Genomic DNA, 19,861 nt, shown 5'->3' on the forward strand with positions numbered 1-19,861 from the left:
CGTGGGCACGCGGGCGGCTCAACCTCGGGTGCTGCCGATCGACGCCCTCACCGGGTGCCTCCCCGCCGGCCCGACCACGAAGCGGGACGTGTTGATCTCCTTCGCCGCGAGGTACAGGACATCGTGGTCGTTGACCCTTCGTCAGGCGACCGAGGCCGGCCTCATCGACAGGGACACCGCCAAAACGCTGCGTCAACGCAATCCGACGCGGACGGAGCTGATGGAAGCGGTCGATTGGGCTCCACAGCCGGACCTCGAGGCGGTTCTCGTGCCGCCGCGCTACGCGCACGCCGTACTGCAGTCGTTCAAGAACGGGCTCATCACGACATCCCGCGCGGTTGAGATGATGCGCGGCCAGGTCTCGGCGGCCGACCTCCCTGCCCGCGATTACCCGGACCTGGAGCCATGAACGGCGACGAGCCCGATCCCCCTTTGGTGTTCGACGCAACCTGTCTCAGCCATTTCTGCCGCGCCGAACGTTTCGCTGTGCTGCGAGATCTACTGCTGGGCTCACCTGTCTCACGACTCATGTGGTGCGCGAAGAGATACGACAGGGGCTGACAAAATATCCGGCCCTCCGTAGCGCCCTGGACGCGGATTGGCTGGGCGTGGCAAGACTCGACTCCTTCGAAGAGCTCCAGTGTTTCGCCACATGGGTCAGGCGCATCGGCTCCTCCGACAGAGACCGAGAAGAAGCAAGCGTGTTCTCAGCGGCCGAGCTGTCCGGCGGAATCGCGATCACAGATGATAGGGAGGCCGTGCAGGTGGGCCGGGCCTACGGTTTGAAAGTGCACGGCACCATCTGGCTGCTCGCCAACGCCCGTCGCGATGGGAAGCTCACCGACGTATCAGCCGGGAATCTCATCGATGCCTTGCGCGCGACCAGCATGCGGCTGCCGTGTTCGGGATCGACGCTCGGTGCGTACATTCGCGCGTTCGATCCGCGCTGAGGCGAGGTAGCGTCCGCCCGGGGTGGTGCACGGGTCTCCGGAGTCCCTGAAGTGGTCCTTAGCTTCCGCCGAAGAGTGGCCGTGTCATAGGAAACCACTTTGTCCCTACCTTGTGGCGTGCCACGACCGACCGTGCGAAGTACTCAGGAGGAGGCGACGTGATCAGCATCCGCAAGCTGCGCCCGTCTGACAGAGCGGCTTGGGAGAGCCTGTTCCGCGCCTACATCGACTTCTACCAGCGTGTCGAGCCGGACCTGATGTACGACAGGGCATGGGAGGAATTCCAGGCGGACACGCGTCTACACGCCCTCGGCGCGACACTGGACGGCAAGCTCATAGGGATCACGCATTTCCTCACCCATCCGAGCACCTCGGCACCGGATACCGACGTCTGCTATTTGCAGGACCTGTTCACGGCTGAGGAGGTGCGCGGGCTGGGTGTGGGTCGTACGTTGATCGAGAGCGTGGTCGACTGGGCCCGGGATCGTGGTTGCGATCGCGTCTACTGGAACACCCACGTGTCGAACGCCACCGCACGGCGCCTTTACGACAAGGTGGCCGTGAACCGGGGCTTCATCCGGTATCAGATCGACCTGCCGCGCTAGGGAATCGACCGATCGATCCTGGGTTCTCGACGCCTATGCCGACAGAGCCGAGTTCTGCGGGATGTCATCCTCATGCTCACTCACTGCGCCCTCATAGTCAGCCGAGGGAGCGGCGAAGCGTTCAAAGAGGAGGCCCGAGCGGAGCGAGGACCCTCACGGGGTCGGCGCGGGCGCCGACTGGAAAGGCGCCTGAGCCCATTACGCAAAGCGCCCGCAGGGAAGCCCTTTTGCGAGCAGACGGCCACCCGCCCCGATGGGTGGGTGGCCGATCGGCTAGGAGAACAGGTGGTCCACGACTCGGGCGGTTGCCTTGCCGTCGTCCCTAGGAGCGAAGGTGGCGCGGAAGGCGTCGTAGCGGTCCGCGTGGGCCGCGGCCACCGAGTCGATCGAGCGTAGTGCGTCGATCACCTCCGCCGACGTCGACAGCACCGGCCCCGGGGCCTGCTCCGGGAGGTCGATGTAGAGCCCGCGCTTCGACGAGTATTTCGCCAGGTCGTACCCGTAGAAGACGATCGGGCGGCCGGTGGCGGCGAAGTCGAACATGACCGAGGAGTAGTCCGTGACCAGCACATCCGTCACGAGTAGCAGATCCGCCATATCGGGATAAGTCGTGACGTCGTGGGCGATGTCGGGGACGGCCGGCATGGCTTGCATGGGGTGGGCTCTGACCAGGAGTTCGTGGTCGGCGCCCAGTGCCTCGCGGGCCTTCGCCAGGTCGAACTTCACCATCGCGTTCTTGCGGTCATAGTCCCGCCACGTCGGCGCGTACAGCACCACGCGCTTGCCCTCGACCAGACCCAGCCGTTCCCGCACCGCGGCCGCGAGCGAGTCGCGGTCCGGCGAGGTGAGCACGTCGTTGCGCGGCAGCCCGCTCTCCAGGATCTCCCCCTGGTAGCCGAACGCGCGCCGCAGCACCGGCGTGGCCCAGGGCGACTGCGACAGCAGCACGTCCCAGCCGCGTACCTCGGCCGCCTGCCGGTGCCAGATCGGCGGGCGGGGGTCGCGGGTCATGTGCGGCTGGTCGTTGCCGATGCGTTTGGCCGGCGTGCCGTTCCAGGTCTGCAGGACGACCTGGTCCTCGCGGGAGCGGAACCAAACCGGCAGGAACGCATTTGTCACGATAAATCGGGACCGGGCGAGCGCAGCGTGGTGCTCGCGGCTGCCGGCACGTACCGAGGTCGTGCCCGGAGGCGGCGTGAACGCGCCGTCCTTGACGATCCAGATGTGCTCGCGGTCATCACCCCGCCGCACCCGCTCCTCGTAGATGGCCCGGACGCTGTCGGCGTAGAGGCGGCCGTCGTTGACCACGTAGACGGTCGCGTCGGTCAGCGGCTCGGTGCGCTGCGCCGGATAGAAGACCCGCCGCAGCACGTGGGTGCCCGCGACGCCCTTCTCGTCGGCCGGCCGCTCCTCTTCCACGGCCACCACCGGCACGTCGAAGCGCGTCGAGAGCATCCGGAAGGACCGCCCCTCGGACGCGCGCGGCTCCTCGTCGAGGCCGGGCAGCGCCGCGTGGTCCATGCGGACGGGGACGATCTCCCCGGACGGGTGCCGGAGCGACATGTTCCAGGTGCCGGACGCCAGCGGCACCACCTCGCCGAAGCGGTCCATCGACGCGGGCGTGACACGTACGGAGAACTGATCGCCCGTACGCTCCATCGGCACGTGGTAGGACAGCCCCGACCGGTGGCGCAGCGTCAGCGTGCGCGGCCCGGCCGCGTCGGGGTAGTCGCCACGCAGCACCAGCGTGAGCCCCTCCCACACCGCCGAGGTGATCACCGGGCGGATGCGGTGGGCGGAGACGAGCACGCGGTCGCGCCGGTCGCCCAGCACGGTGATCTCGCGGTCTCCGGACGGCATCCTGGTCTCCACCAGGTCGGCGAGCATGACGGACGCGGCGGGATCGCCCTTCGGCTCGACCCAGAGCCGCCGCCCGTCCTTCTCCTGCAACAGGGCGGACACGGCCTGGCTGACCAGCACCTCGGTGCCGTTGGCCACCGGCGTGAACTCGGCGGCCATGCGGTGGCCGCCCAGCCGGGCATGGCCCTTGGTCACCGTACGGCCGGCCAGGAAGATCTTCAGCTCCAGGCGGTCGCCCTCGACGGAGACCCCGGCGAGCTCGGCGCGGTTGGGCTGCAGCACGACCTGCAGCGCACGGTCGGAGGTCCACACCGGCCTGGCCCACCAGCCCGGCCGCAGCTTGAGCCCGGCCGGACGCTCGGTACGGCCGGGGGACGCGCCGCGCAGCAGGCCCGTCGCCCGCGCGCCGCGGCTGTAGAAGACGATCTCGGCCCGCCACGTCGTGGTGTCGTGGACGGCGGGCCGGTGGCGCATCCGCCTGCGTACGGCGTGCACGAGGCCGCGCACGGCTCCGCGCCAGCGCAGGGACCAGGGGCTGAGGTCGGCGGTGAACCCGGACCAGTCGTAGTTGCAGCCGGGCTCGTGCGCGCCGTGCGTGGCCTCGGGGGCCAGCACCCGGCGGGTGCGCAGCCGCACCGGAGGCAGCCAGCGCGGCCCGCGCAGCACCACGGTCGCCCAGTTGAACCGGCGGCTACGCACGGACAGGCCCGCCAGGTAGGCGAAACCGGTGACGCGCAGCTTGCCGTTGACCCACACGATGTCGTCGATGTGGGTCACGGGCACCAGGTCGGCGCGCCGCAGCCGGTAGAGGTCGGCGGGGAGCTCGTCACGGAAGGGCAGGTCGGCGTACCAGCGCAGACCCGCGCGGATCCGCTTGGACGGCTCGGCCGCCGCCGCCACGACCTTGGTGAGCGTGTCGCCGTCGACGAGCTCGTCGTCCGGGCGATGCTCGATGAGGTGGCAGATCAGGCGCCGCGCGACCGGCAGGTCGCGCTTGACGCCCGCGTCCACGGCCGCCAGGTAGGGGCGCAGCAACGTGATGAGCTCACGCCTGCGCGCCGGGCCGCGCTTGACCGCCAGGTCCATCCGCGCGCCCAGCGGTCCGCTGAGCGCCTCGGTGTCGAACGCCGAGTCGCGGCCGCCCGGTCCGACGGCCCGCATGACCGCGTCGAGCGGCTCACCCCGGTCACAGAGATCCTGGACAGCCTTCAGGCGATCGGCGATCAGATCGCCGCCCTGACTCAGGGCTGTGACGCCGGTTGCCATCGGTAAGGCACCGCCTTTCGAACCGCCATCACTGGTTCTAGCCATCGTAAGGGGAGTCACGTGCGGCGGATTCGCCCAACGAGCGAATCCGCTGGTCAAACTCGTTTCTGAGAATCGGCTGAACGACCGTCCCAGCGCGCCTGGCGCATGTCGACACGCTCGCCGCGAAGCGCCGTGCCCTCTTCGCGCCAGTGCTCCAGACAGCGTCGTACGTGGTCAGGGCCCGCGCCGGTGCCGTCGGAGTGCACCACGCGCCACCACGGCACGCCGCCGCCCCAGGTCGACATGACCTGCCCGACCTGACGCGGTCCGCCCTCGCCGAGATATTCGGCGATGTCGCCGTAGGACATCACCATGCCCGGCGGGATGGACTCCACCACCTCGAGGACCCGTTCGGCGAACGGGTTCATGGAGTCCATGCGTCGGGCCCCGCCTCGATCATTTCGTGGAACTTGCCGATCTCGACCACCGAACCGCCGGCCACCAGCTCCACGATGCCGTCGCGGAGCGTGTAGCTTTCGCCGTCTTCGCCGACGAGCCTGGCGCCGAGGGCGGCCGCCAGCAGGACGAGCTGCGCCACTTGCCAGTCGGAGCCCGGCTCGCCGATCACCTGATCGCGCCAGTGCCCCACGACGTACGTGTCACCGGCGTGTCCGGTGACGATCTCGTCCGGCCCGCGCAGTCCGAACCCGGCCGGCGCGATCGCCTTCGCGAGCTCGGAAAACGCCAGGGGCGCCTCACGAACCACGCGCAGCTCGTATCCCATGACGCGCGACCATAGCGGATCTTTACTCGCTACGCTGATTGAGCACGATGATGGCCCCGCAGAACATCACCAGCGCCAGCAGCACGCCCCCTCCATAGAGCCACAGCCGCCATGGATCGGGCCCCGGGCGCGACGGCCCGGGCGAGTCCTCGCCGACGCCGAAGTGCCGGTCGTCGGGCACGGCGACCTCGCGCTGCTCTCCGGCCAGCCGTTCGGCCGCGTTGAGCGCGGCACCGGCGTCGACCACCCCGAACCCGGTCTTGTCGTCATAACCGGCGGCGGGCCGTCCCCGGGCGCTCGCGGCCAGGGCCTGCGCGACCTGCTCAGGCGCCATGGCGGGATAGCGCGACTTGACCAGCGCGGCCACCCCGGCCACGAGCGCGCTGGCCGAGCTGGTGCCCTCCGACAGTTCGTAGCCGCCCTTGCGCTTGACGACGGGTACGCCCACGCCCGGCGCGGAGACGAGGACGGACAGGTTGTCGCTGCTGAACTGCGCGCCCTTGCCCTGCTTGTCGACGGCCGCCACGCCGATGACGCCCGAATAGCCCGCGGGGAAGCTCCAGAACGAGGTGCCGTTGTCCTTGGCGTACTTGGTCTGGCCGTCGTTGCCGACGGCGGCGACCAGCACGACACCCTTGCCGAGCGCGTAGGAGACGGCCTCGCGCTCGGACTTGAGCGGCCCGTAGGAGCCGATCGACATGCTGATGACCTTGGCGTCGTGGTTGGCGGCGTAGCGGATGGCGCGGGCCAGCGGGCTCTCCAGCGCGCCCTGCTCCTCCTGCTGGGGGTCGATGGTGCCGGCGCCGGGGTCCTCGTCGACGGCCAGGGCCAGGGAGAGGATGCCCGACTCGGGCGCCACGCCGATCAGCCCGTCGTCGGTCCCGGACCCGGCGATGAGGGCGGCCATCGCGGTGCCGTGCTTGCCGGGCTTGGCCTGGCGCTGGACGGTGGCCTCGGTCATGTCGGGACCGGCGGTCACGCGGCCGCGCAGCTCCTTGAGCGTGCCGTCGACGCCGCTGTCGACCACGGCCACGGTGACGCCCTTGCCCTTGGTGACCGTCCACGCCTGCTCGACGTTGAGCGCGTCGAGCACCCACTGCTGCTGGTCCCTGACGGGTGCGGCCGCGGGGGCGTGCAGCATGACCAGGGCGGCGGTCAGCGCGCGTAGGGCGGTCAGCACACGTTCCCCTGGGTACAGGGCGGAACCTTCGGCGGGTCCGCCAGGAAGTAGGCGATCTGGTTGCCGATCGACTTGGCCGCCGGCCACAGCTCACTGTGGAGCATCTCCTCGGGCGGGATGGCCGCCCGGGTCCTGCCGTCGGTGTAGCCCGCCGTCGAGAACACGATGTACGGTCCGGCGCCCACCCAGCCCGTACGCTGGCGCTGGTCGGCCCCGAACCGCTCGGTCACCGTGCCGGGGAAGGCCACGGGCAGCACGCCGACCCGGTCGTCCTGGGTGAGCTGCTCCGTCGCCGACAACCTGGAGTCCTCGTCCTTCAGCACGGCCACGCCGACCGTGAAGACGAACATGGCCGTCTGGTCCACGTAGGTGGCCCGGAGCATGGTCACGCATCCGTGGTCGTCGAGGACGCCCGCCACGGACGGGTCGACGCCCTTGCCGCACTCGGTCTCGGGCGCGATGCCGACGCGCCGGGCGTACTGCTGGGCCTTGTCGAGCCCGACGTACTTGACCTCTTCGGGGAAGACGTCGGTGGCGGGCCACGCCTGCCAGCGCCTGGCGATCTCCTCTTGTTTGTACTGGTTCTGCTCGGTGGCGGTCAGCGGGCGGGACCGGGTCTCCCCGAGCAGCCCGATCGTGCCGAGCAGCACGAGGACGGCCGACGCGACCACGATGGTGCCGACCAGCGTCACGAACAGGCGGCGGAAGCGCACGCCCTGCTGGAGCACGGCCTGCTCCAGCCGTTCCTTGCCCGCCGCCCGGTCGCGGCCGGTGGCCGCCGGCCAGGAGCGCACGCGAGAACGGCGGCCGGCTGGAGCACCGAGCGGGTTCCTTCGTCCCGATGTGGCTCCCCCGGCGCGCGGCAACCCTGAGGTGGACCTACGTGCCTTCACCACCGCCTCGTTCCCAGGCTCGGTTCGTGTCTATTTCGTCCCCCTTAGCAGGCGGATCATGCGTCTTGCCCGCTCTGAGCGCGACGCACGCGTCTGACCAGGGCGAATATCGCCCACACGGAGGAGAGCGCGCCGAGGGCGGCCGCCAAGGCGATCGCCCCATAGACCTTTACGCGCGCTTGGTCCCTGCTGACGACCTCGATCCGGCCCGCCGATCCGCCGGCCAGCGGCCGGGCGGGGTCCTGCGCCTGCGCGCCCACGGCCGTCTCGGTGTGCTTGGCGAGCCGGGCAGCCTCGGCGAGCGCCTTGGCGGCGTTGACCACGCCGAAGCCGGTGCCGGTGTCGTAGCCGCCCGGTGGCCGGTCGGTCGCGCTCGCCGTCATGGCCTGTGCGACCAGCGGCGGCGACATCGCCGGATATTTCGCCTTGATGAGGGCTGCCACCCCGGACACCAGCGCGGTGGCCTGTGAGGTGCCCCTGCCCACCCAGTACTCGTCGTCGGGGCCCGCGCCCATGATGTCGACGCCGGGCGCGGCCACCAGCACCGATGAGTTCCAGTTGGAGAACGTCGCCCGCCGCAGCCGCCGGTCCGTCGCGCCCACGGAGACGACACCGGGAAAGGCAGCCGGATAGGAAAAAGGGGCGAATCCCGTCTCATCGGGCTTGCCCGCGCCGTCGTTGCCCGCGGCGGCCACCAGCACGACGCCCTTGGAGATCGCGTATCGCACGGCCGCCCGCTCTTCTTCGGTCGCCAGATCCTTGGAGATCGACATGTTGATCACGCGCGCCCCCCGATCGACCGCGTAGCGAATGCCCCTGGCCACCACGTTCTCGAAGCGCACGGCAGTGTTGAACTCCCTGAACCCCGGCTCCTCGTCTTCCAGTATCACCCGGACCGACAGCAGCCGCGCCTTCGGAGCCACGCCGATCACGCCGAGCCTGCCCCCGCGTCCGTGGCCGTGCCCGCCGATCAGCGAGGCCATGTACGTGCCGTGCAGGCGACGCGGTGGCACGCCCGGCGGGTTGGCGCCCTCGGTGAAGTCCTTGCCCACGGTCACGGAGCCGTCCAGGTCGCGGTGACCGGGATCGACGCCCGAGTCGAGCACGGCCACGGTGACGCCCGCGCCCTTGCTGATCCGCCACGCCTTCTTCAGCTCCAGCGTGCTGATCACCGACTGCTGACCACCGCGCACGTCGTCCGCCCGGGCCGGCGCGGGGTTGACGAGCCCCAGCGCGGGCCCGGCGCTGAAGAGGAGCGTCGCCGAGATGAGCGCGGCCGCGCGGGTCAGCAACGCCACTCCTGGGAGGCGCAGTCGGGCATCCGCGGCGTGCTCAGGTCGGCCAGGATCCGCTCGGAGATCTCGCCGGCGAAGGCGAAGATGGCCGGCCGCTGCTCGCCGACCGTGCGTGCCGGCCGGCCGTCGACCTGGCCCGCCGTGGTCAGCACGAGGTACGGGCCGGCCTGGCGTACCGAGCCGGCCTGGCGTACGGCAGGGGTGAAACGGTCGGAGACCGTGTCATGGAAGGCCACGGGCCGCAGGCCGGGGACGGGAGCGCCGGCGGCGGAGAAGGCGGACTTGGCGCGTACGGCCTGGGGCTCGTCGGGCAGGGCCACGACGCCGACGGTGACGAGCACACCCCGCAGGGCGTCGATGTAGGTGGCGCGCAGCACCCCCAGGCAGCCCGCCTTGCGCAGGGCCTTGGCGGCTTTGACGTCGACGGAGTCGGCGCAGGTGATGGCCGGTGAGATGCCGATCCGGCTGGCACGTTCGCGGCCGCCCTGCTCGGCGGAGTAGGGCAGGCTGGCGGGGAAGACGCGCCCGCTCGCCCAGGTGCGCCACCGCTCGGCGACCTCGCGCCTGGCCGCCGAGTGGAGTTCGGCCGCGCTCGGGCCGCGTGACAGCTCCGCGCCCGCCGCACTGGCCGAGACCCCGGCGGCGACCGCGCAGACCATCGTCAGCACGGAGGCCGCCACGAGAGCGGGCCAGGGGCGAGCGTCGTCCACGGCATCGACCTTAATGCGGGCGACCGGGCGCCATCCGCAGAAACCAGACCCCAGTGGATGGACTCAGGAAAACGGCATCAGTAGGAAGGCAGGCTGGGGTCGACGGTCGCGACCCAGCTGAGCACTCCGCCACCGACGTGCACCGCGTCGGAGAACCCGGCGTTCTTGACGATCGCCAGCGCCTCCGCCGAGCGCGCGCCCGACTTGCAGTGGAGCACGATGCGCTTGTCCTGCGGCAGCTTCTCCAGGGCCGAGCCGTTGAGGAACTCGCCCTTGGGGATCAGCGTTGCGCCGGGGATGGAGACGATCTCGTACTCGTTGATCTCGCGGACGTCGACGAGGAAGATGTCGTCGCCGTTGTCCTGCATGGCCTTGAGCTCGCGGGCGGTGATCGTGGAGCCCGTCGCGGCCTCGGCGGCCTCGTCGGAGATCGCGCCGCAGAACGCCTCGTAGTCGTCGAGCAGCTGGGTGACCGTCGGGTTCTTGCCGCACAGCACGCACTCGGGGTCCTTGCGGACCTTGACGTCGCGGTACTTCATCTCCAGGGCGTCATAGATCATCAGCCGCCCGACCAGCGGGTCACCGATGCCGGTGAGCAGCTTGATCGCCTCGTTGACCTGGATGGAGCCGATCGAGGCGCACAGCACGCCCAGCACGCCGCCCTCGGCGCACGAGGGCACCATGCCGGGAGGCGGGGGCTCGGGGTAGAGGCAGCGGTAGCAGGGGCCGTGCTCGGCCCAGAACACGCTGGCCTGGCCGTCGAAGCGGTAGATCGAGCCCCAGACGTACGGCTTGCCGAGCAGCACCGCGGCGTCGTTCACCATGTAGCGCGTGGCGAAGTTGTCGGTGCCGTCGACGATGAGGTCGTAGCCGGAGAAGATCTCCATCACGTTGTCGTTGGTCAGCGCCGTGTTGTGGACGACCACGTTGACCAGCGGGTTGATCTCGCGAACCGTGGCCGCGGCGCTCTCGGCCTTCGGCCGGCCCACGTCGGACTGGCCGTGGATGATCTGACGCTGCAGGTTGGACTCGTCGACGACGTCGAAGTCGATGACCCCCAGCGTGCCCACGCCCGCCGCCGCGAGATACATCAGCGCGGGCGAACCCAGGCCTCCGGCGCCCACACAGAGCACCTTGGCGTTCTTCAGCCGCTTCTGCCCGGCCATCCCCACGTCGGGAATGATCAGGTGGCGCGAGTAACGGCGCACTTCGTCGACGGTCAGCTCTGCGGCCGGCTCGACCAGCGGTGGCAACGACACTTTCTACGCTCCCGTTCGAGGGGGACCTATCCCATCCACCTGTGAAACCTAGTTGGCGAGTGGGGCATTCCCCAAGCGTGTCTCACCGATCAGACGGCGGGCCTCCGCGGCGACCACGCGGGGCGTCTCCATCATCGCCACGTGCCCGGCGCGCGGCAGGAGCACCAGTCTGACCTGCCGGAACGTACGGGCCGCCTTGGCGGCCATGGCGGGACGCACCAGGCGGTCGTGCCTGCCGTGGATGATCAGGGTGGGCGCCTCGATCAGGGCGGCCTGGCGCCACAGGTTCGCCTCGCCGCGGCGGAAGTACTCGGCCACGATGCCCCGGGCCGAGCCGATCATGGCGGCGGCGGCGTAGGCCAGCCCGTCACGCCTGCGCTGCTCCTCGATCGCGTCGCGGAGCCGTAGCGGATGGACCGCGGTCATGTCCGCCCAGACCATGGCGAAGGAGGACTTGATCCGCTGCTCGGCGGGGATCAGCCGGAGCTTGCCCGCCACCCACTCGCCCAGCCGGGGCAGCGCCGCTGCGGCGATGCGTATCGGGCCGTACCTGGGCAGCAGGTCGGGCAGCGCCGGCGAGATGAGGACGAGCGAGCGCACCAGGTCAGGGCGGGTGGCGGCCACCCTGACGGCGACGGCGCCGCCCATCGAGTTGCCGAACAGGTGGGCCGGACCGGTCTCCTCCAGCAGGCCGATCACCGCGCGGGCGTGCGCGGCGATGGTGTAGTCGCCGTCCGCGGGTTCGGGCGAGAACCCGGCGCCGGGCAGGTCGATGGCGTAGCCGGTGACGAGGTCTTTCAGCTCGTCCATCAGGTCGGTCCAATTGGTGGCCGCGCCGGCCAGGCCGTGCACGAAGACCGCCTTATCGGGGGCGGTATGGGGGGTCTCCCGTACGTGCACCGACCCGAACATCCGTCCTGGCCAGTGCGGGATCGGTGCTGCTGCCATGCGTCCTCCTCGCTGTCATCCAACGATAGCCGTCGTCGCCTCTAGCCTACATTTCGGATAAATGCTCCTTTATTGGCATTTATAGGTACGCGATTCGCGGCGTTTGGTCGGATTTCTCGGCGGCGCCGGGCTTTCGGCGTCATCGCCGTGAGCCGGAACGGGGGCGGCCGCATTGCGGGCCGCCCACCCCCATAAAACGGACAAATCATTTCATTTCATTTCATAAATGCTTAATGAGAGCAATGAGAGAGTTAGCGTATAGCAAAAGACAACTACGGCCGTTTATCCCACCGGAACGTCGGAAATAAATCAGCACGGATGACGCATTCAATGTCATCCAAGATATTTACCGTTCACTCCGGCAAATATCTGGAACAGGGCAACCGATCCTTTAGGGGGGAATTCAATGCCCAAGTTCAAGAGTGTCATCGCAGGGCTTGTGATCAGCACGGGTATGTCCGGCGGCCTCATCAGCCTCGGCGCCCTGACCACCGCCACCTCCGCCAGCGCCACGACCGCCTCCGCGAGCACCAGCGCCTCCACCTTCTCGTGGGGCTGTGGCCGCCGCTGCGGTGGCTGGGGTGGCTGGGGCGGCTGGGGCCGTCGCAACCACGGCCGCAGTGGCCGGGTCAAGGTCCACATCCACCTGCACAACAACAACCAGAACACCGTGCGCACGGACTCTGACGCCGACGCCAACGCTCGCTCGTTCAACTTCGAGCGTGAGGAAGAGGAGCGCGCTCGTCGCGAGGCGCTCCAGTAACAAGGCCGATCCGGTCGAGGAGATAGCCATGCAACCGGTTATTCGGTTGAGGTGAGCTCCGGACGCGCCGCCGAGTGCCTGTGTTCTCGATAAAAGACACAGGCACTCGGAAAAGTCGCCACGCCAATGCGTCCGGGCTCGGCGGGAATTAATTCCCCATGGCATTCCAGGGGGAGCGGTGAAGCGGAATTCCTCCGGTTGAGCGTCCCTCTCCGAAAAATGCGAGGCGCCTTCGGCATCAATGCCGAAGGCGCCTTTGCATTTGTGCGCACCACACGAACAGCCTTGTGTGCCCACCGCCGGATCAGGCGGATTTGCGGGCCTTGCGCTTGGGGGCGGCCTTCTCCCCCGCGTCCTTCTCCCCCGCGTCCTTCGACGCCTTGGCAGCCCTCTTGGGCTTGGCGGACTCGCCGGAACGCTCGCGCTTGGCCGCGTCGACGCTCGCCCGCAGCGCGGCCATGAGGTCGACGGCGGGACCCGCCTCCTCCTCGCCCTCCGGCGGCGCGATGACCTCCCTGCCCTCCACCTTGGCCTCGATCACCTGCTGCAGCGCCTCTCGGTAGGCGTCGTGGTGCTCGGTGGCGTCGAAGTCCGCCTTCATCGTGGTGATGAGCGACTCGGCCATCTTGAGCTCCTGGGCCCGCACCTCGATGTCCTCTTCGAGGAACCCGAAGTCGGGCACGCGGATCTCGTCCGGCCAGTACATGGTCTCCAGCACGAACACCCCGTCACGCACCCTGAGCGTGGCCAGCGACTCCCGCTGCCGCAGCGCCACCTTGACGACCGCGACCTGCCCCGAGCTCTCCAGGGCGTTGCGCAGCAGCACGTACGGCTTGTCGCCCTGGCCGTCGGGTTCGAGGTAGTACGACTTGGCGAAGTAGATGGGGTCGATCTGGTCGGCCGGGGTGAACTGCAGGACGTCGATCCTGCGCGAGGTGCTGAGCGGCAGATCCTCGAAGTCCTCGTCCGTCAGCACCACGATCTCTCCGGTGGCCAGTTCGTAGCCCTTGGCGATGTCGGAGTAGGGGACCTCTTCACCGTCGACCGTGCACACGCGCTTGTAGCGGATCCTGCCGCCGTCCTCGCGGTGTACCTGGTGGAAGGTCACGTCCTTCTGCTCGGTCGCCGAGTAGAGCTTCACCGGGATCGTGACGAGGCCGAAGGAGATCGCCCCTTTCCAGATGCTGCGCATGGGCACTCCTCAGCTCTAGCGGGCTCGCCCTATGGGCACATACCCGTCATGGTGCAACCAATGCCATACCCCATCGAACCAATGCTCGCCGTACCTGGACGGCTACCGGAAGATCGTGAGCGGTATGGCTTGGAGGTCAAGTGGGACGGCATCCGCGCCATCCTCCACCTGGACCGTGAACTGAAGGTGACGGGAAGGCACGGAGTCGAGTACACCCGCCGGTATCCCGAAATTTCGGGGTTCGGGGTGAAGAATGCGGTGATCGATGGCGAGGTGGTCGCGCTCGATCCGCAGGGCCGGCCCAGCTTCGTACGGCTGCAGCACCGCATGCACCTCACCGACCCGGAGGAGGTGATGCTGGAGCTGTACCCGGTCACGTACCTGCCGTTCGACCTGCTCTACCTCGACGGCACGGCGCTGCTGGACCTGCCGTACCGCGACCGGCGCAGCCTGCTCGACGAGCTGGACATCGGCGCCCCGCCGTACTTCCCGGGAGATTCCGACCTGCTCGCCGCCACCCAGGAGCAGGGCCTGGAAGGGGTCGTCGCCAAGCGGCTGGACTCGCCGTACCGGCCGGGCACGCGCTCGCCGTGGTGGATCAAGGTGAAGCACCTCAGCACGAGGGACGTCGTGGTCGGCGGCTGGAAGCCGGGCAAGGGCCGCAGGTCGGGCGGAATCGGTTCGCTGATCATGGGTGTGTTCACCGAGCACGGCCTGACCTACGTCGGTCACGTCGGCACCGGCTTCACCGAGGCCGTGCTCGACCAGCTCCACGCGTTCCTGAGCCCGCTGGAGATCCCCCGCAGCCCCTTCCAGAACGTCGTCCCGTGGCGCAACCGCTGGGTTAGACCCGAGCTCGTCGGGGAGGTGGCCTACACGATGTGGACCGACGATCTGCGGCTGCGCCACCCGGTGTGGCGCGGGCTGCGCCCGGACAAGCTCCCTTCGGAGGTGACGCTGTGAGCCCAGCGAAGGTCCCGGTGCGGGTCGACGGGCGGCAGCTGGTGCTGACCAACCTGGACAAGGTGCTCTATCCCGAGGTCGGCTTCACCAAGGCCGAGGTGATCGACTACTACAGCCGCGTCGCCCCCGCGCTCCTGCCGCACCTGGAAGGCAGGCCGCTCACCGTCAAGCGCTACCCGAACGGGGTGACCGGCCAGTTCTTCTTCGAGAAGAACGCCCCGGACCACACTCCGGACTGGGTCAGAAGGGCCACCCTGCCGGTGCCGGGCAGCACCAAGAACCGCGACGAGATCGACTTCGCCGTGATCGAGAGCCTGCCCGCGCTCGTCTACTACGCCAACCTGGCGGCCCTGGAGCTGCACGTGCCGCAGTGGCGGGTGTCCGACGACGGCGCGGCGCTGCCGCCCGACACACTCGTCTTCGACCTCGACCCCGGGGCTCCGGCGAGCATCGTCGAGTGCTGCCGGGTGGCCCTCATCCTGCGCGAGGTGCTGCGCGCCGACGGCCTGACCGCCCGCCCGAAGACCAGCGGGAACAAGGGCATGCAGCTGTACGCGGAATGGGACGGCCGCGAGGAGCCCTCGGCGTACGCCAAGAGGCTGGCCCAGGCGCTGGAGAAGGCCCACCGCGACCAGGTGGTCAGCGTGATGGCCAAGAAGGCGCGCCCCGGCAAGGTGTTCATCGACTGGAGCCAGAACAACCCGGCCAAGACCACCGTGGCCCCCTATTCGCTGCGCGCCGGGCCGCGGCCCACGGTCTCGACACCCCTGCTGTGGAAGGAGGTCGAGGGCTGCGAGCACCCGGAGGACCTGGTGTTCACGACACACGACGTACTGGCCAGAGTCGAGGAACACGGCGACCTTTTCGGTCAGGCGTAGTCTGGTTCCGTCCGCACCTAGAAGGGGACTGCAATGTCGGAGATGGACGTACGTGGGGACGACCTCCCCTTCGACGAAATGGATGAGCTGTCGATCGAGGCCCCCGAGGCCGACGCCGCCGAGCAGCGCCGTGATTCGCGTGGCGCGGGGGGCGGGACGCCCCGCGAGACCCCGCTGGAGGTCGATCCGGCCGACGCCGCCGAGCAGGATCGCGAGGTGGACCTCGATGATGACGACTATCGCTGATGAGTCGTTGAGTCGCACGTAGGATGTCCGAACAGCCGACTCGGAGCCCCATGGAGACCAGCGTGACCGCAACCCCGGACGCCAAGCCCCGGGGCACTCGGCTGCCCCGACTAGCCCGCCGCCGGCAGCTGCTCAGCGCCGCGCAGGAAGTGTTCGTGGAGAACGGCTATCACGCGGCCGCCATGGACGAGATCGCCGATCGGGCGGGGGTCAGCAAACCCGTCCTGTACCAGCACTTCCCCGGCAAGCTGGAGCTCTACCTCGCGCTGCTCGACCTGCACGTGGACGACATGGTCAACCGCTGCCGTGAGGCGCTGGCCTCCACCCACGAGAACAAACTCCGCGTCCAGGCCACGTTCAGCGCGTTCTACTCCTTCGTCTCCACCCAGGGCGAGGCGTTCCGGCTCGTCTTCGAGTCCGACCTGCGCAACGTGGCGCCGGTGCGTCAGCGGGTGGAGCGCTCCCTGCGCGAATGCGCCGAGATGGTCAGCGCGGTGATCCAGGAGGACACCGGCTGCACCAGCGACGAGGCCCACCTGCTCGGCGTCGGACTGGTCGGCATGGCCGAGGTGAGCGCCCGCTACTGGGTGACCACGCAGGGCTCCATCCCGAAGGACGCCGCCGAGCAGCTCATGGCCCGGCTGGCCTGGCGGGGCATCAGCGGTTTTCCGCGTACGGCTTAAACCCGTTCGCTGGGCGCGATCATCGGCGTTTCCTGTCCCACCAGCGGCGACGATGGGAGGAGCCAGCCCCGTCGAAAGGGAGCATGATGGAAGTCAAGATCGGCGTACGCTCCGTACACCGCGAACTCGTTGTCGAGACCGAGCTGTCCTCCGAGCAGGTCGAAGAGGAGATCAGAAAGGCGCTCGCCGCCGACCGCGGCGTCTTCTCCATCACCGACGCGAAGGGGCGGCGCGTGATCGTGCCGGTCGCGTCGATCGGCTTCATCGAGATCGGCGAGGACGAGTCGAGGCCCGTCGGCTTCGGCGGCACCCTCTAGCGACTCTCCAGCGACCCAACAGCGGCTCAAGCGGGGTACGGCGGCACACGCCGTACCCTCGCTCGAGCGGCGGTTCACAGGCCCAGGGCGGCCATCCGCTTGCCGTGCTCCTCGGTCAGCTTGGCGAACAGGCGGGAGATCTGCGTAGGGTCGTCGGCCGCCGGGCCGACCACCAGCAGCGCCAGTTCCGGCCGGGCCGCCGCGACCTGCTGCCCCTGGCTGAGCGCCTCGCCGACGAGCCGTCGCGCCCACAGCGCCAGCCGGCCGCTCAGCGCCGGGTCGGCCGCGACCCCGGCCCTGACCCGCTCCACCGCGAACTCCGAGCGGCCCTCGTCCACGAGCACCTCGTCGACCAGTTTCGCGATCGACGGTTCGAGATGCCTGGCCGCCTCCCGGTAGAAGTCGAGCGCGATGCCCACGCCCACGTACGCCTTGACCAACGCCTGCAACCAGTCGGCCGGGGCCGTCTGGGTGTGCCAGGCGTCCAGCGCCTCGACGAACGGCGACATCGACTGCTCGGGATCGGCGCCGAGCTCGGTCAGCCGGGCGTGCAGGAGACGGAAGTGGGCATATTCGGCTACGGCCAGCTCGCTGAGCGCGGCCTGATCGGCCAAGGAGGGGGCCAGGGAGGCCGCGTCCTCGGTCATCCGCGCGAAGGCGCTGAGCTCGGCATAGGCCAGCACACCGAGCAGATCGACGACTCCTGGAGACTCGTTCATGGAAGGCAGCGTACTTCGGGAACATTCGGAAACTCGGCCAACGTTGTGGTATCGAGTACACTGCTCTGTGAAAGTGCGACCGCACTGTGTTAATTCGGGGGAATTCCCCGTTAACCCCCCGCTCCCGGGTCTGCGGTCGCGATGACGCGAGAGGGCTGGCTCTACCGCGAGGACCCAGGCACGGGGTTTGTTTTCCGCCCGTCGGTCCCGGCAGGCCCGCCTTCATTTGAGACTGAGGCAGGCCACGCTGACGACTTTCCGAGACCTCGGAGTCACACCAGAGATCGCTGATGCCCTCGAGACCGAGGGCATCACCACACCGTTCCCCATCCAAGAGATGGCACTCCCGCTCGCGCTGAGCGGCCAGGACCTGATCGGTCAGGCACGCACAGGCACGGGAAAGACCTACGCGTTCGGCATCGCGATGCTCCAGGGCATCGGCAAACCGCGTAAGAACCGTAAGAAGCCACGCGGGCTGGTCGTCGTGCCGACCCGCGAGCTGGCCGTACAGGTCAGCGAAGACCTGGTCACCGCGGCCGGCAAGCTCGGCTCGCGGGTCCTGACCGTCTACGGCGGCCGGGCGTACGAGCCACAGGTCGAAGCGCTCAAGGCCGGCGTCGACGTCATCGTCGGCACCCCCGGCCGCCTGCTCGACCTGGTCAAGCAGAAGCACCTCGACCTGAGCCAGATCACCTCGCTGGTGCTCGACGAGGCCGACCGCATGCTCGATCTGGGCTTCCTGCCCGACATCGAGCGGATCTTCAAGCTGATCCCCGAAGAGCGGCAGACCATGCTGTTCTCGGCGACCATGCCCGGCGAGATCGTCGCGCTGTCGCGCAAGTACCTCAACCGGCCCACGCACGTGCGGGCCGAGCACGAGAACGGCGAGGGCGGCGAGGGAATCCCGCACCCGCAGGTACGCCAGATCGTCTGGCGCGTCCACCGCATGGACAAGATCGAGATCGTCGCCCGGCTGCTCCAGGCCGAGGGCCGCGGGCTCACCATGGTCTTCTGTGAGACCAAGCGGGCCTGCGACATGGTCGCGGAGCAGCTCGAGACGCGCGGCTTCGCGGTCGCGGCCGTCCACGGCGACCTCGGCCAGGGCCAGCGCGAGCAGGCCCTGCGCGCGTTCCGCAGTGGGAAGATCGACGTGCTGGTCGCCACCGACGTGGCGGCGCGCGGCATCGACATCGACGACGTCACCCACGTGGTCAACTACGACTGCCCCACCGAGGACAAGACCTACGTGCACCGCACCGGCCGCACCGGCCGGGCCGGGCGCACGGGCATCGCGGTCACGTTCGTGGAGTGGGAGGAGATGACCCGCTGGAAGATGATCAACCAGATGCTCGGGCTCGACTTCGCCGAACCCGAGGAGACCTACTCCACCTCGCCGCACGTCTTCACCGAGCTCAACATCCCTGAGGGCACCAAGGGCGTCCTGCCGCACGCCAGCCGTTCGCGGGCGGGCCTGTCGGCGGAGCGCATCGAGGACCTCGGCGAGACCGGCAGGACCCGCACGCGCAACGGCGGCCGCCGCCGTGACGAGCGGGAGGGCCGCCGAGACGAGCGGGAGGAGCGTCCGGCGCGCACGCCGCGCCAGCGCCGCCGCACCCGCGGTGGCATGCCCACGGAAGAGGGCACCGCATCCGTCGAGACGCCGGAGGTCGAGTCTGTGCCCAGTCGCTCCAGCAGGGCGAGCGCCAGAAAGACGGAGGAGACACCCGCCATCATCTCAGCGGACGAGATCGAGGCGGCCGCCGAGCCGCGACGCGGTCGCACTCGCAGGGGGGCCGCGACGGCCGCCATCGAGAACGCCCTCGCCGCCGCCCCGGAGGCCCCGCTCGCCGAGCGTGAGCCGGTCGCCGAGCAGAAGCCGGCCCGCAGAGCCCGTGCGTCGACCCGTGAGCCGGTCGCCGAGCAGGCCACTGAGCAGGCTCCGGTCAGCGAGCGCAGGCCGGCCCGTGCACGCAAGCCCGCCGCCGAGCGCGGGCAGGTCGTCGAGCAGGCTCCCACTGTGGAGCGGATTGTGGAGGAGCAGATCGCGAAGGAGCAGGTCGTGGAGGAGCGGGTCATGGAGCGTGCACCGATCGCCGAGACGAGCTTCCTGTCCACGCCGCAGCCCGCGGCGCGCCAGGAGCCGGAGCGCATCGTGCCGGCCAGCCCGTTCATGGTGATCTTCCAGTCACCCGACCTGGCCACGGACGACGACGACATCGCCCCGTCCGCGGCCACCGAGCGCAAGCAGCAGCGCCGCCAGCCGCGTGGCGGCGCGACGGCGGCAAGACCTGGACGTTCACCCTCAAGGACGGGGTGAAGTGGCAGGACGGCAGCCCGATCACCTCAGCCGACGTGAAGTGGTCCGTCG

Annotated in this window: 21 protein-coding genes and 1 pseudogene; 11 read left to right on the forward strand and 11 right to left on the reverse strand. The window is 69.3% G+C overall.

Going from position 1 to position 19,861, the window contains the following annotated elements; genetic code table 11:
- Window positions 1–28: 28 nt before the first annotated feature.
- The 3 genes from AB0B61_RS51790 to AB0B61_RS51800 all read left to right on the forward strand — a co-directional run bounded on the left by AB0B61_RS51790 (window position 29) and on the right by AB0B61_RS51800 (window position 1,555).
- Window positions 29–409, forward strand: a complete 381-nt coding sequence (locus tag AB0B61_RS51790; RefSeq protein WP_358448709.1) for a hypothetical protein — start codon at window positions 29–31, stop codon at window positions 407–409.
- Between the two features lie 124 nt (window positions 410–533).
- Window positions 534–950 carry a hypothetical protein gene (locus tag AB0B61_RS51795; protein ID WP_358448710.1) on the forward strand — a complete coding sequence of 139 codons (417 nt, stop codon included), beginning with the start codon at window positions 534–536 and terminating at the stop codon, window positions 948–950.
- Between the two features lie 158 nt (window positions 951–1,108).
- Window positions 1,109–1,555: a GNAT family N-acetyltransferase gene (locus AB0B61_RS51800; protein WP_358448711.1), complete on the forward strand. Its 447-nt coding sequence runs from the start codon at window positions 1,109–1,111 to the stop codon at window positions 1,553–1,555.
- Window positions 1,556–1,828: 273 nt separating this feature from the next.
- Here AB0B61_RS51800 and AB0B61_RS51805 read toward each other — a convergent pair whose 3' ends face one another.
- From AB0B61_RS51805 to AB0B61_RS51845, 9 genes are all read right to left on the reverse strand, one after another.
- Entirely contained in the window at window positions 1,829–4,681 is a 2,853-nt protein-coding gene (locus AB0B61_RS51805) for a CDP-glycerol glycerophosphotransferase family protein (RefSeq protein ID WP_358448712.1), read from the reverse strand.
- A 95-nt stretch (window positions 4,682–4,776) separates the two neighbouring features.
- Window positions 4,777–5,100 carry an MGMT family protein gene (locus AB0B61_RS51810; protein WP_358448713.1) on the reverse strand — a complete coding sequence of 108 codons (324 nt, stop codon included), beginning with the start codon at window positions 5,098–5,100 and terminating at the stop codon, window positions 4,777–4,779.
- On the reverse strand, window positions 5,088–5,447 hold the full coding sequence (locus AB0B61_RS51815; protein ID WP_358448714.1) for a hypothetical protein: 360 nt from the start codon (window positions 5,445–5,447) through the stop codon (window positions 5,088–5,090). The genes AB0B61_RS51810 and AB0B61_RS51815 overlap by 13 nt, the downstream gene beginning before the upstream one ends.
- A 22-nt stretch (window positions 5,448–5,469) precedes the next feature.
- Window positions 5,470–6,627: a S8 family serine peptidase gene (locus AB0B61_RS51820; protein ID WP_358448715.1), complete on the reverse strand. Its 1,158-nt coding sequence runs from the start codon at window positions 6,625–6,627 to the stop codon at window positions 5,470–5,472.
- Window positions 6,621–7,421, reverse strand: a complete 801-nt coding sequence (locus tag AB0B61_RS51825; protein WP_358448716.1) for a hypothetical protein — start codon at window positions 7,419–7,421, stop codon at window positions 6,621–6,623. Before AB0B61_RS51825 ends, AB0B61_RS51820 begins: the two co-directional genes overlap by 7 nt.
- Window positions 7,422–7,576: 155 nt before the next feature.
- Window positions 7,577–8,812 (reverse strand): S8 family serine peptidase, encoded by a 1,236-nt coding sequence (locus AB0B61_RS51830; protein WP_358448717.1) that lies wholly within the window; start codon window positions 8,810–8,812, stop codon window positions 7,577–7,579.
- A complete protein-coding gene (locus AB0B61_RS51835; RefSeq protein ID WP_358448718.1) occupies window positions 8,806–9,525 on the reverse strand; it encodes a hypothetical protein in 720 nt (239 codons plus the stop codon). The genes AB0B61_RS51830 and AB0B61_RS51835 overlap by 7 nt, the downstream gene beginning before the upstream one ends.
- A gap of 77 nt (window positions 9,526–9,602) precedes the next feature.
- The gene (moeZ, locus tag AB0B61_RS51840; protein ID WP_358448719.1) at window positions 9,603–10,784 is read right to left on the reverse strand and encodes an adenylyltransferase/sulfurtransferase MoeZ; all 1,182 of its coding nucleotides are present in this window, start codon (window positions 10,782–10,784) and stop codon (window positions 9,603–9,605) included.
- Between the two features lie 48 nt (window positions 10,785–10,832).
- Complete coding sequence (locus AB0B61_RS51845; RefSeq protein ID WP_358448721.1) at window positions 10,833–11,732, reverse strand: alpha/beta hydrolase; 900 nt, start codon at window positions 11,730–11,732, stop codon at window positions 10,833–10,835.
- 406 nt (window positions 11,733–12,138) lie between these two features.
- Between AB0B61_RS51845 and AB0B61_RS51850 the strand changes: the two genes are divergently transcribed.
- The gene (locus AB0B61_RS51850; RefSeq protein WP_357652003.1) at window positions 12,139–12,495 is read left to right on the forward strand and encodes a hypothetical protein; all 357 of its coding nucleotides are present in this window, start codon (window positions 12,139–12,141) and stop codon (window positions 12,493–12,495) included.
- Between the two features lie 304 nt (window positions 12,496–12,799).
- Here AB0B61_RS51850 and AB0B61_RS51855 read toward each other — a convergent pair whose 3' ends face one another.
- Complete coding sequence (locus AB0B61_RS51855) at window positions 12,800–13,687, reverse strand: Ku protein (protein ID WP_358448723.1); 888 nt, start codon at window positions 13,685–13,687, stop codon at window positions 12,800–12,802.
- Between the two features lie 60 nt (window positions 13,688–13,747).
- On the opposite strand from AB0B61_RS51855, the gene ligD (AB0B61_RS51860) reads away from it, so the two are divergent.
- The 5 genes from ligD (AB0B61_RS51860) to AB0B61_RS51880 all read left to right on the forward strand — a co-directional run bounded on the left by ligD (AB0B61_RS51860) (window position 13,748) and on the right by AB0B61_RS51880 (window position 16,774).
- Window positions 13,748–14,650, forward strand: coding sequence for a non-homologous end-joining DNA ligase (gene ligD, locus AB0B61_RS51860; RefSeq protein WP_358448725.1), 903 nt, complete (start codon window positions 13,748–13,750; stop codon window positions 14,648–14,650).
- Window positions 14,647–15,528, forward strand: a complete 882-nt coding sequence (gene ligD / locus AB0B61_RS51865; protein WP_358448727.1) for a non-homologous end-joining DNA ligase — start codon at window positions 14,647–14,649, stop codon at window positions 15,526–15,528. Before ligD (AB0B61_RS51860) ends, ligD (AB0B61_RS51865) begins: the two co-directional genes overlap by 4 nt.
- Before the next feature lie 42 nt (window positions 15,529–15,570).
- Window positions 15,571–15,774 carry a hypothetical protein gene (locus AB0B61_RS51870; RefSeq protein ID WP_358448729.1) on the forward strand — a complete coding sequence of 68 codons (204 nt, stop codon included), beginning with the start codon at window positions 15,571–15,573 and terminating at the stop codon, window positions 15,772–15,774.
- A 62-nt stretch (window positions 15,775–15,836) separates the two neighbouring features.
- Window positions 15,837–16,457 carry a TetR/AcrR family transcriptional regulator gene (locus tag AB0B61_RS51875; protein ID WP_225300629.1) on the forward strand — a complete coding sequence of 207 codons (621 nt, stop codon included), beginning with the start codon at window positions 15,837–15,839 and terminating at the stop codon, window positions 16,455–16,457.
- Between the two features lie 83 nt (window positions 16,458–16,540).
- A complete protein-coding gene (locus AB0B61_RS51880; RefSeq protein ID WP_357651993.1) occupies window positions 16,541–16,774 on the forward strand; it encodes a DUF3107 domain-containing protein in 234 nt (77 codons plus the stop codon).
- A 74-nt stretch (window positions 16,775–16,848) separates the two neighbouring features.
- Here AB0B61_RS51880 and AB0B61_RS51885 read toward each other — a convergent pair whose 3' ends face one another.
- Window positions 16,849–17,493 carry a ferritin-like fold-containing protein gene (locus AB0B61_RS51885; protein ID WP_358448731.1) on the reverse strand — a complete coding sequence of 215 codons (645 nt, stop codon included), beginning with the start codon at window positions 17,491–17,493 and terminating at the stop codon, window positions 16,849–16,851.
- Between the two features lie 337 nt (window positions 17,494–17,830).
- Here AB0B61_RS51885 and AB0B61_RS51890 point away from each other — a divergent pair, with 337 nt between their 5' ends.
- Entirely contained in the window at window positions 17,831–19,810 is a 1,980-nt protein-coding gene (locus AB0B61_RS51890; RefSeq protein WP_358448733.1) for a DEAD/DEAH box helicase, read from the forward strand.
- Window positions 19,804–19,861 (forward strand): annotated as a pseudogene (locus AB0B61_RS51895) (hypothetical protein); the annotation flags it as partial. The gene AB0B61_RS51890 and the pseudogene AB0B61_RS51895, both read left to right, overlap by 7 nt.

Origin of the sequence: Nonomuraea sp. NPDC049158, from assembly GCF_040648335.1 — a bacterium.
Classification (GTDB): Bacteria; Actinomycetota; Actinomycetes; order Streptosporangiales; family Streptosporangiaceae; genus Nonomuraea.

Excerpts from the sequence above, each read along its gene's own strand:
- AB0B61_RS51890 (WP_358448733.1), top strand. The coding sequence starts at position 17,831 with ATGGCACTCCCGCTCGCGCTGAGCGGCCAGGACCTGATCGGTCAGGCA.
- AB0B61_RS51815 (WP_358448714.1), bottom strand. The coding sequence starts at position 5,447 with ATGGGATACGAGCTGCGCGTGGTTCGTGAGGCGCCCCTGGCGTTTTCC.
- AB0B61_RS51805 (WP_358448712.1), bottom strand. The coding sequence starts at position 4,681 with ATGGCAACCGGCGTCACAGCCCTGAGTCAGGGCGGCGATCTGATCGCC.
- AB0B61_RS51870 (WP_358448729.1), top strand. The coding sequence starts at position 15,571 with ATGGACGTACGTGGGGACGACCTCCCCTTCGACGAAATGGATGAGCTG.
- AB0B61_RS51885 (WP_358448731.1), bottom strand. The coding sequence starts at position 17,493 with ATGAACGAGTCTCCAGGAGTCGTCGATCTGCTCGGTGTGCTGGCCTAT.
- AB0B61_RS51810 (WP_358448713.1), bottom strand. The coding sequence starts at position 5,100 with ATGGACTCCATGAACCCGTTCGCCGAACGGGTCCTCGAGGTGGTGGAG.
- AB0B61_RS51850 (WP_357652003.1), top strand. The coding sequence starts at position 12,139 with ATGCCCAAGTTCAAGAGTGTCATCGCAGGGCTTGTGATCAGCACGGGT.
- ligD (WP_358448725.1), top strand. The coding sequence starts at position 13,748 with ATGCCATACCCCATCGAACCAATGCTCGCCGTACCTGGACGGCTACCG.
- AB0B61_RS51845 (WP_358448721.1), bottom strand. The coding sequence starts at position 11,732 with ATGGCAGCAGCACCGATCCCGCACTGGCCAGGACGGATGTTCGGGTCG.
- AB0B61_RS51880 (WP_357651993.1), top strand. The coding sequence starts at position 16,541 with ATGATGGAAGTCAAGATCGGCGTACGCTCCGTACACCGCGAACTCGTT.
- AB0B61_RS51855 (WP_358448723.1), bottom strand. The coding sequence starts at position 13,687 with ATGCGCAGCATCTGGAAAGGGGCGATCTCCTTCGGCCTCGTCACGATC.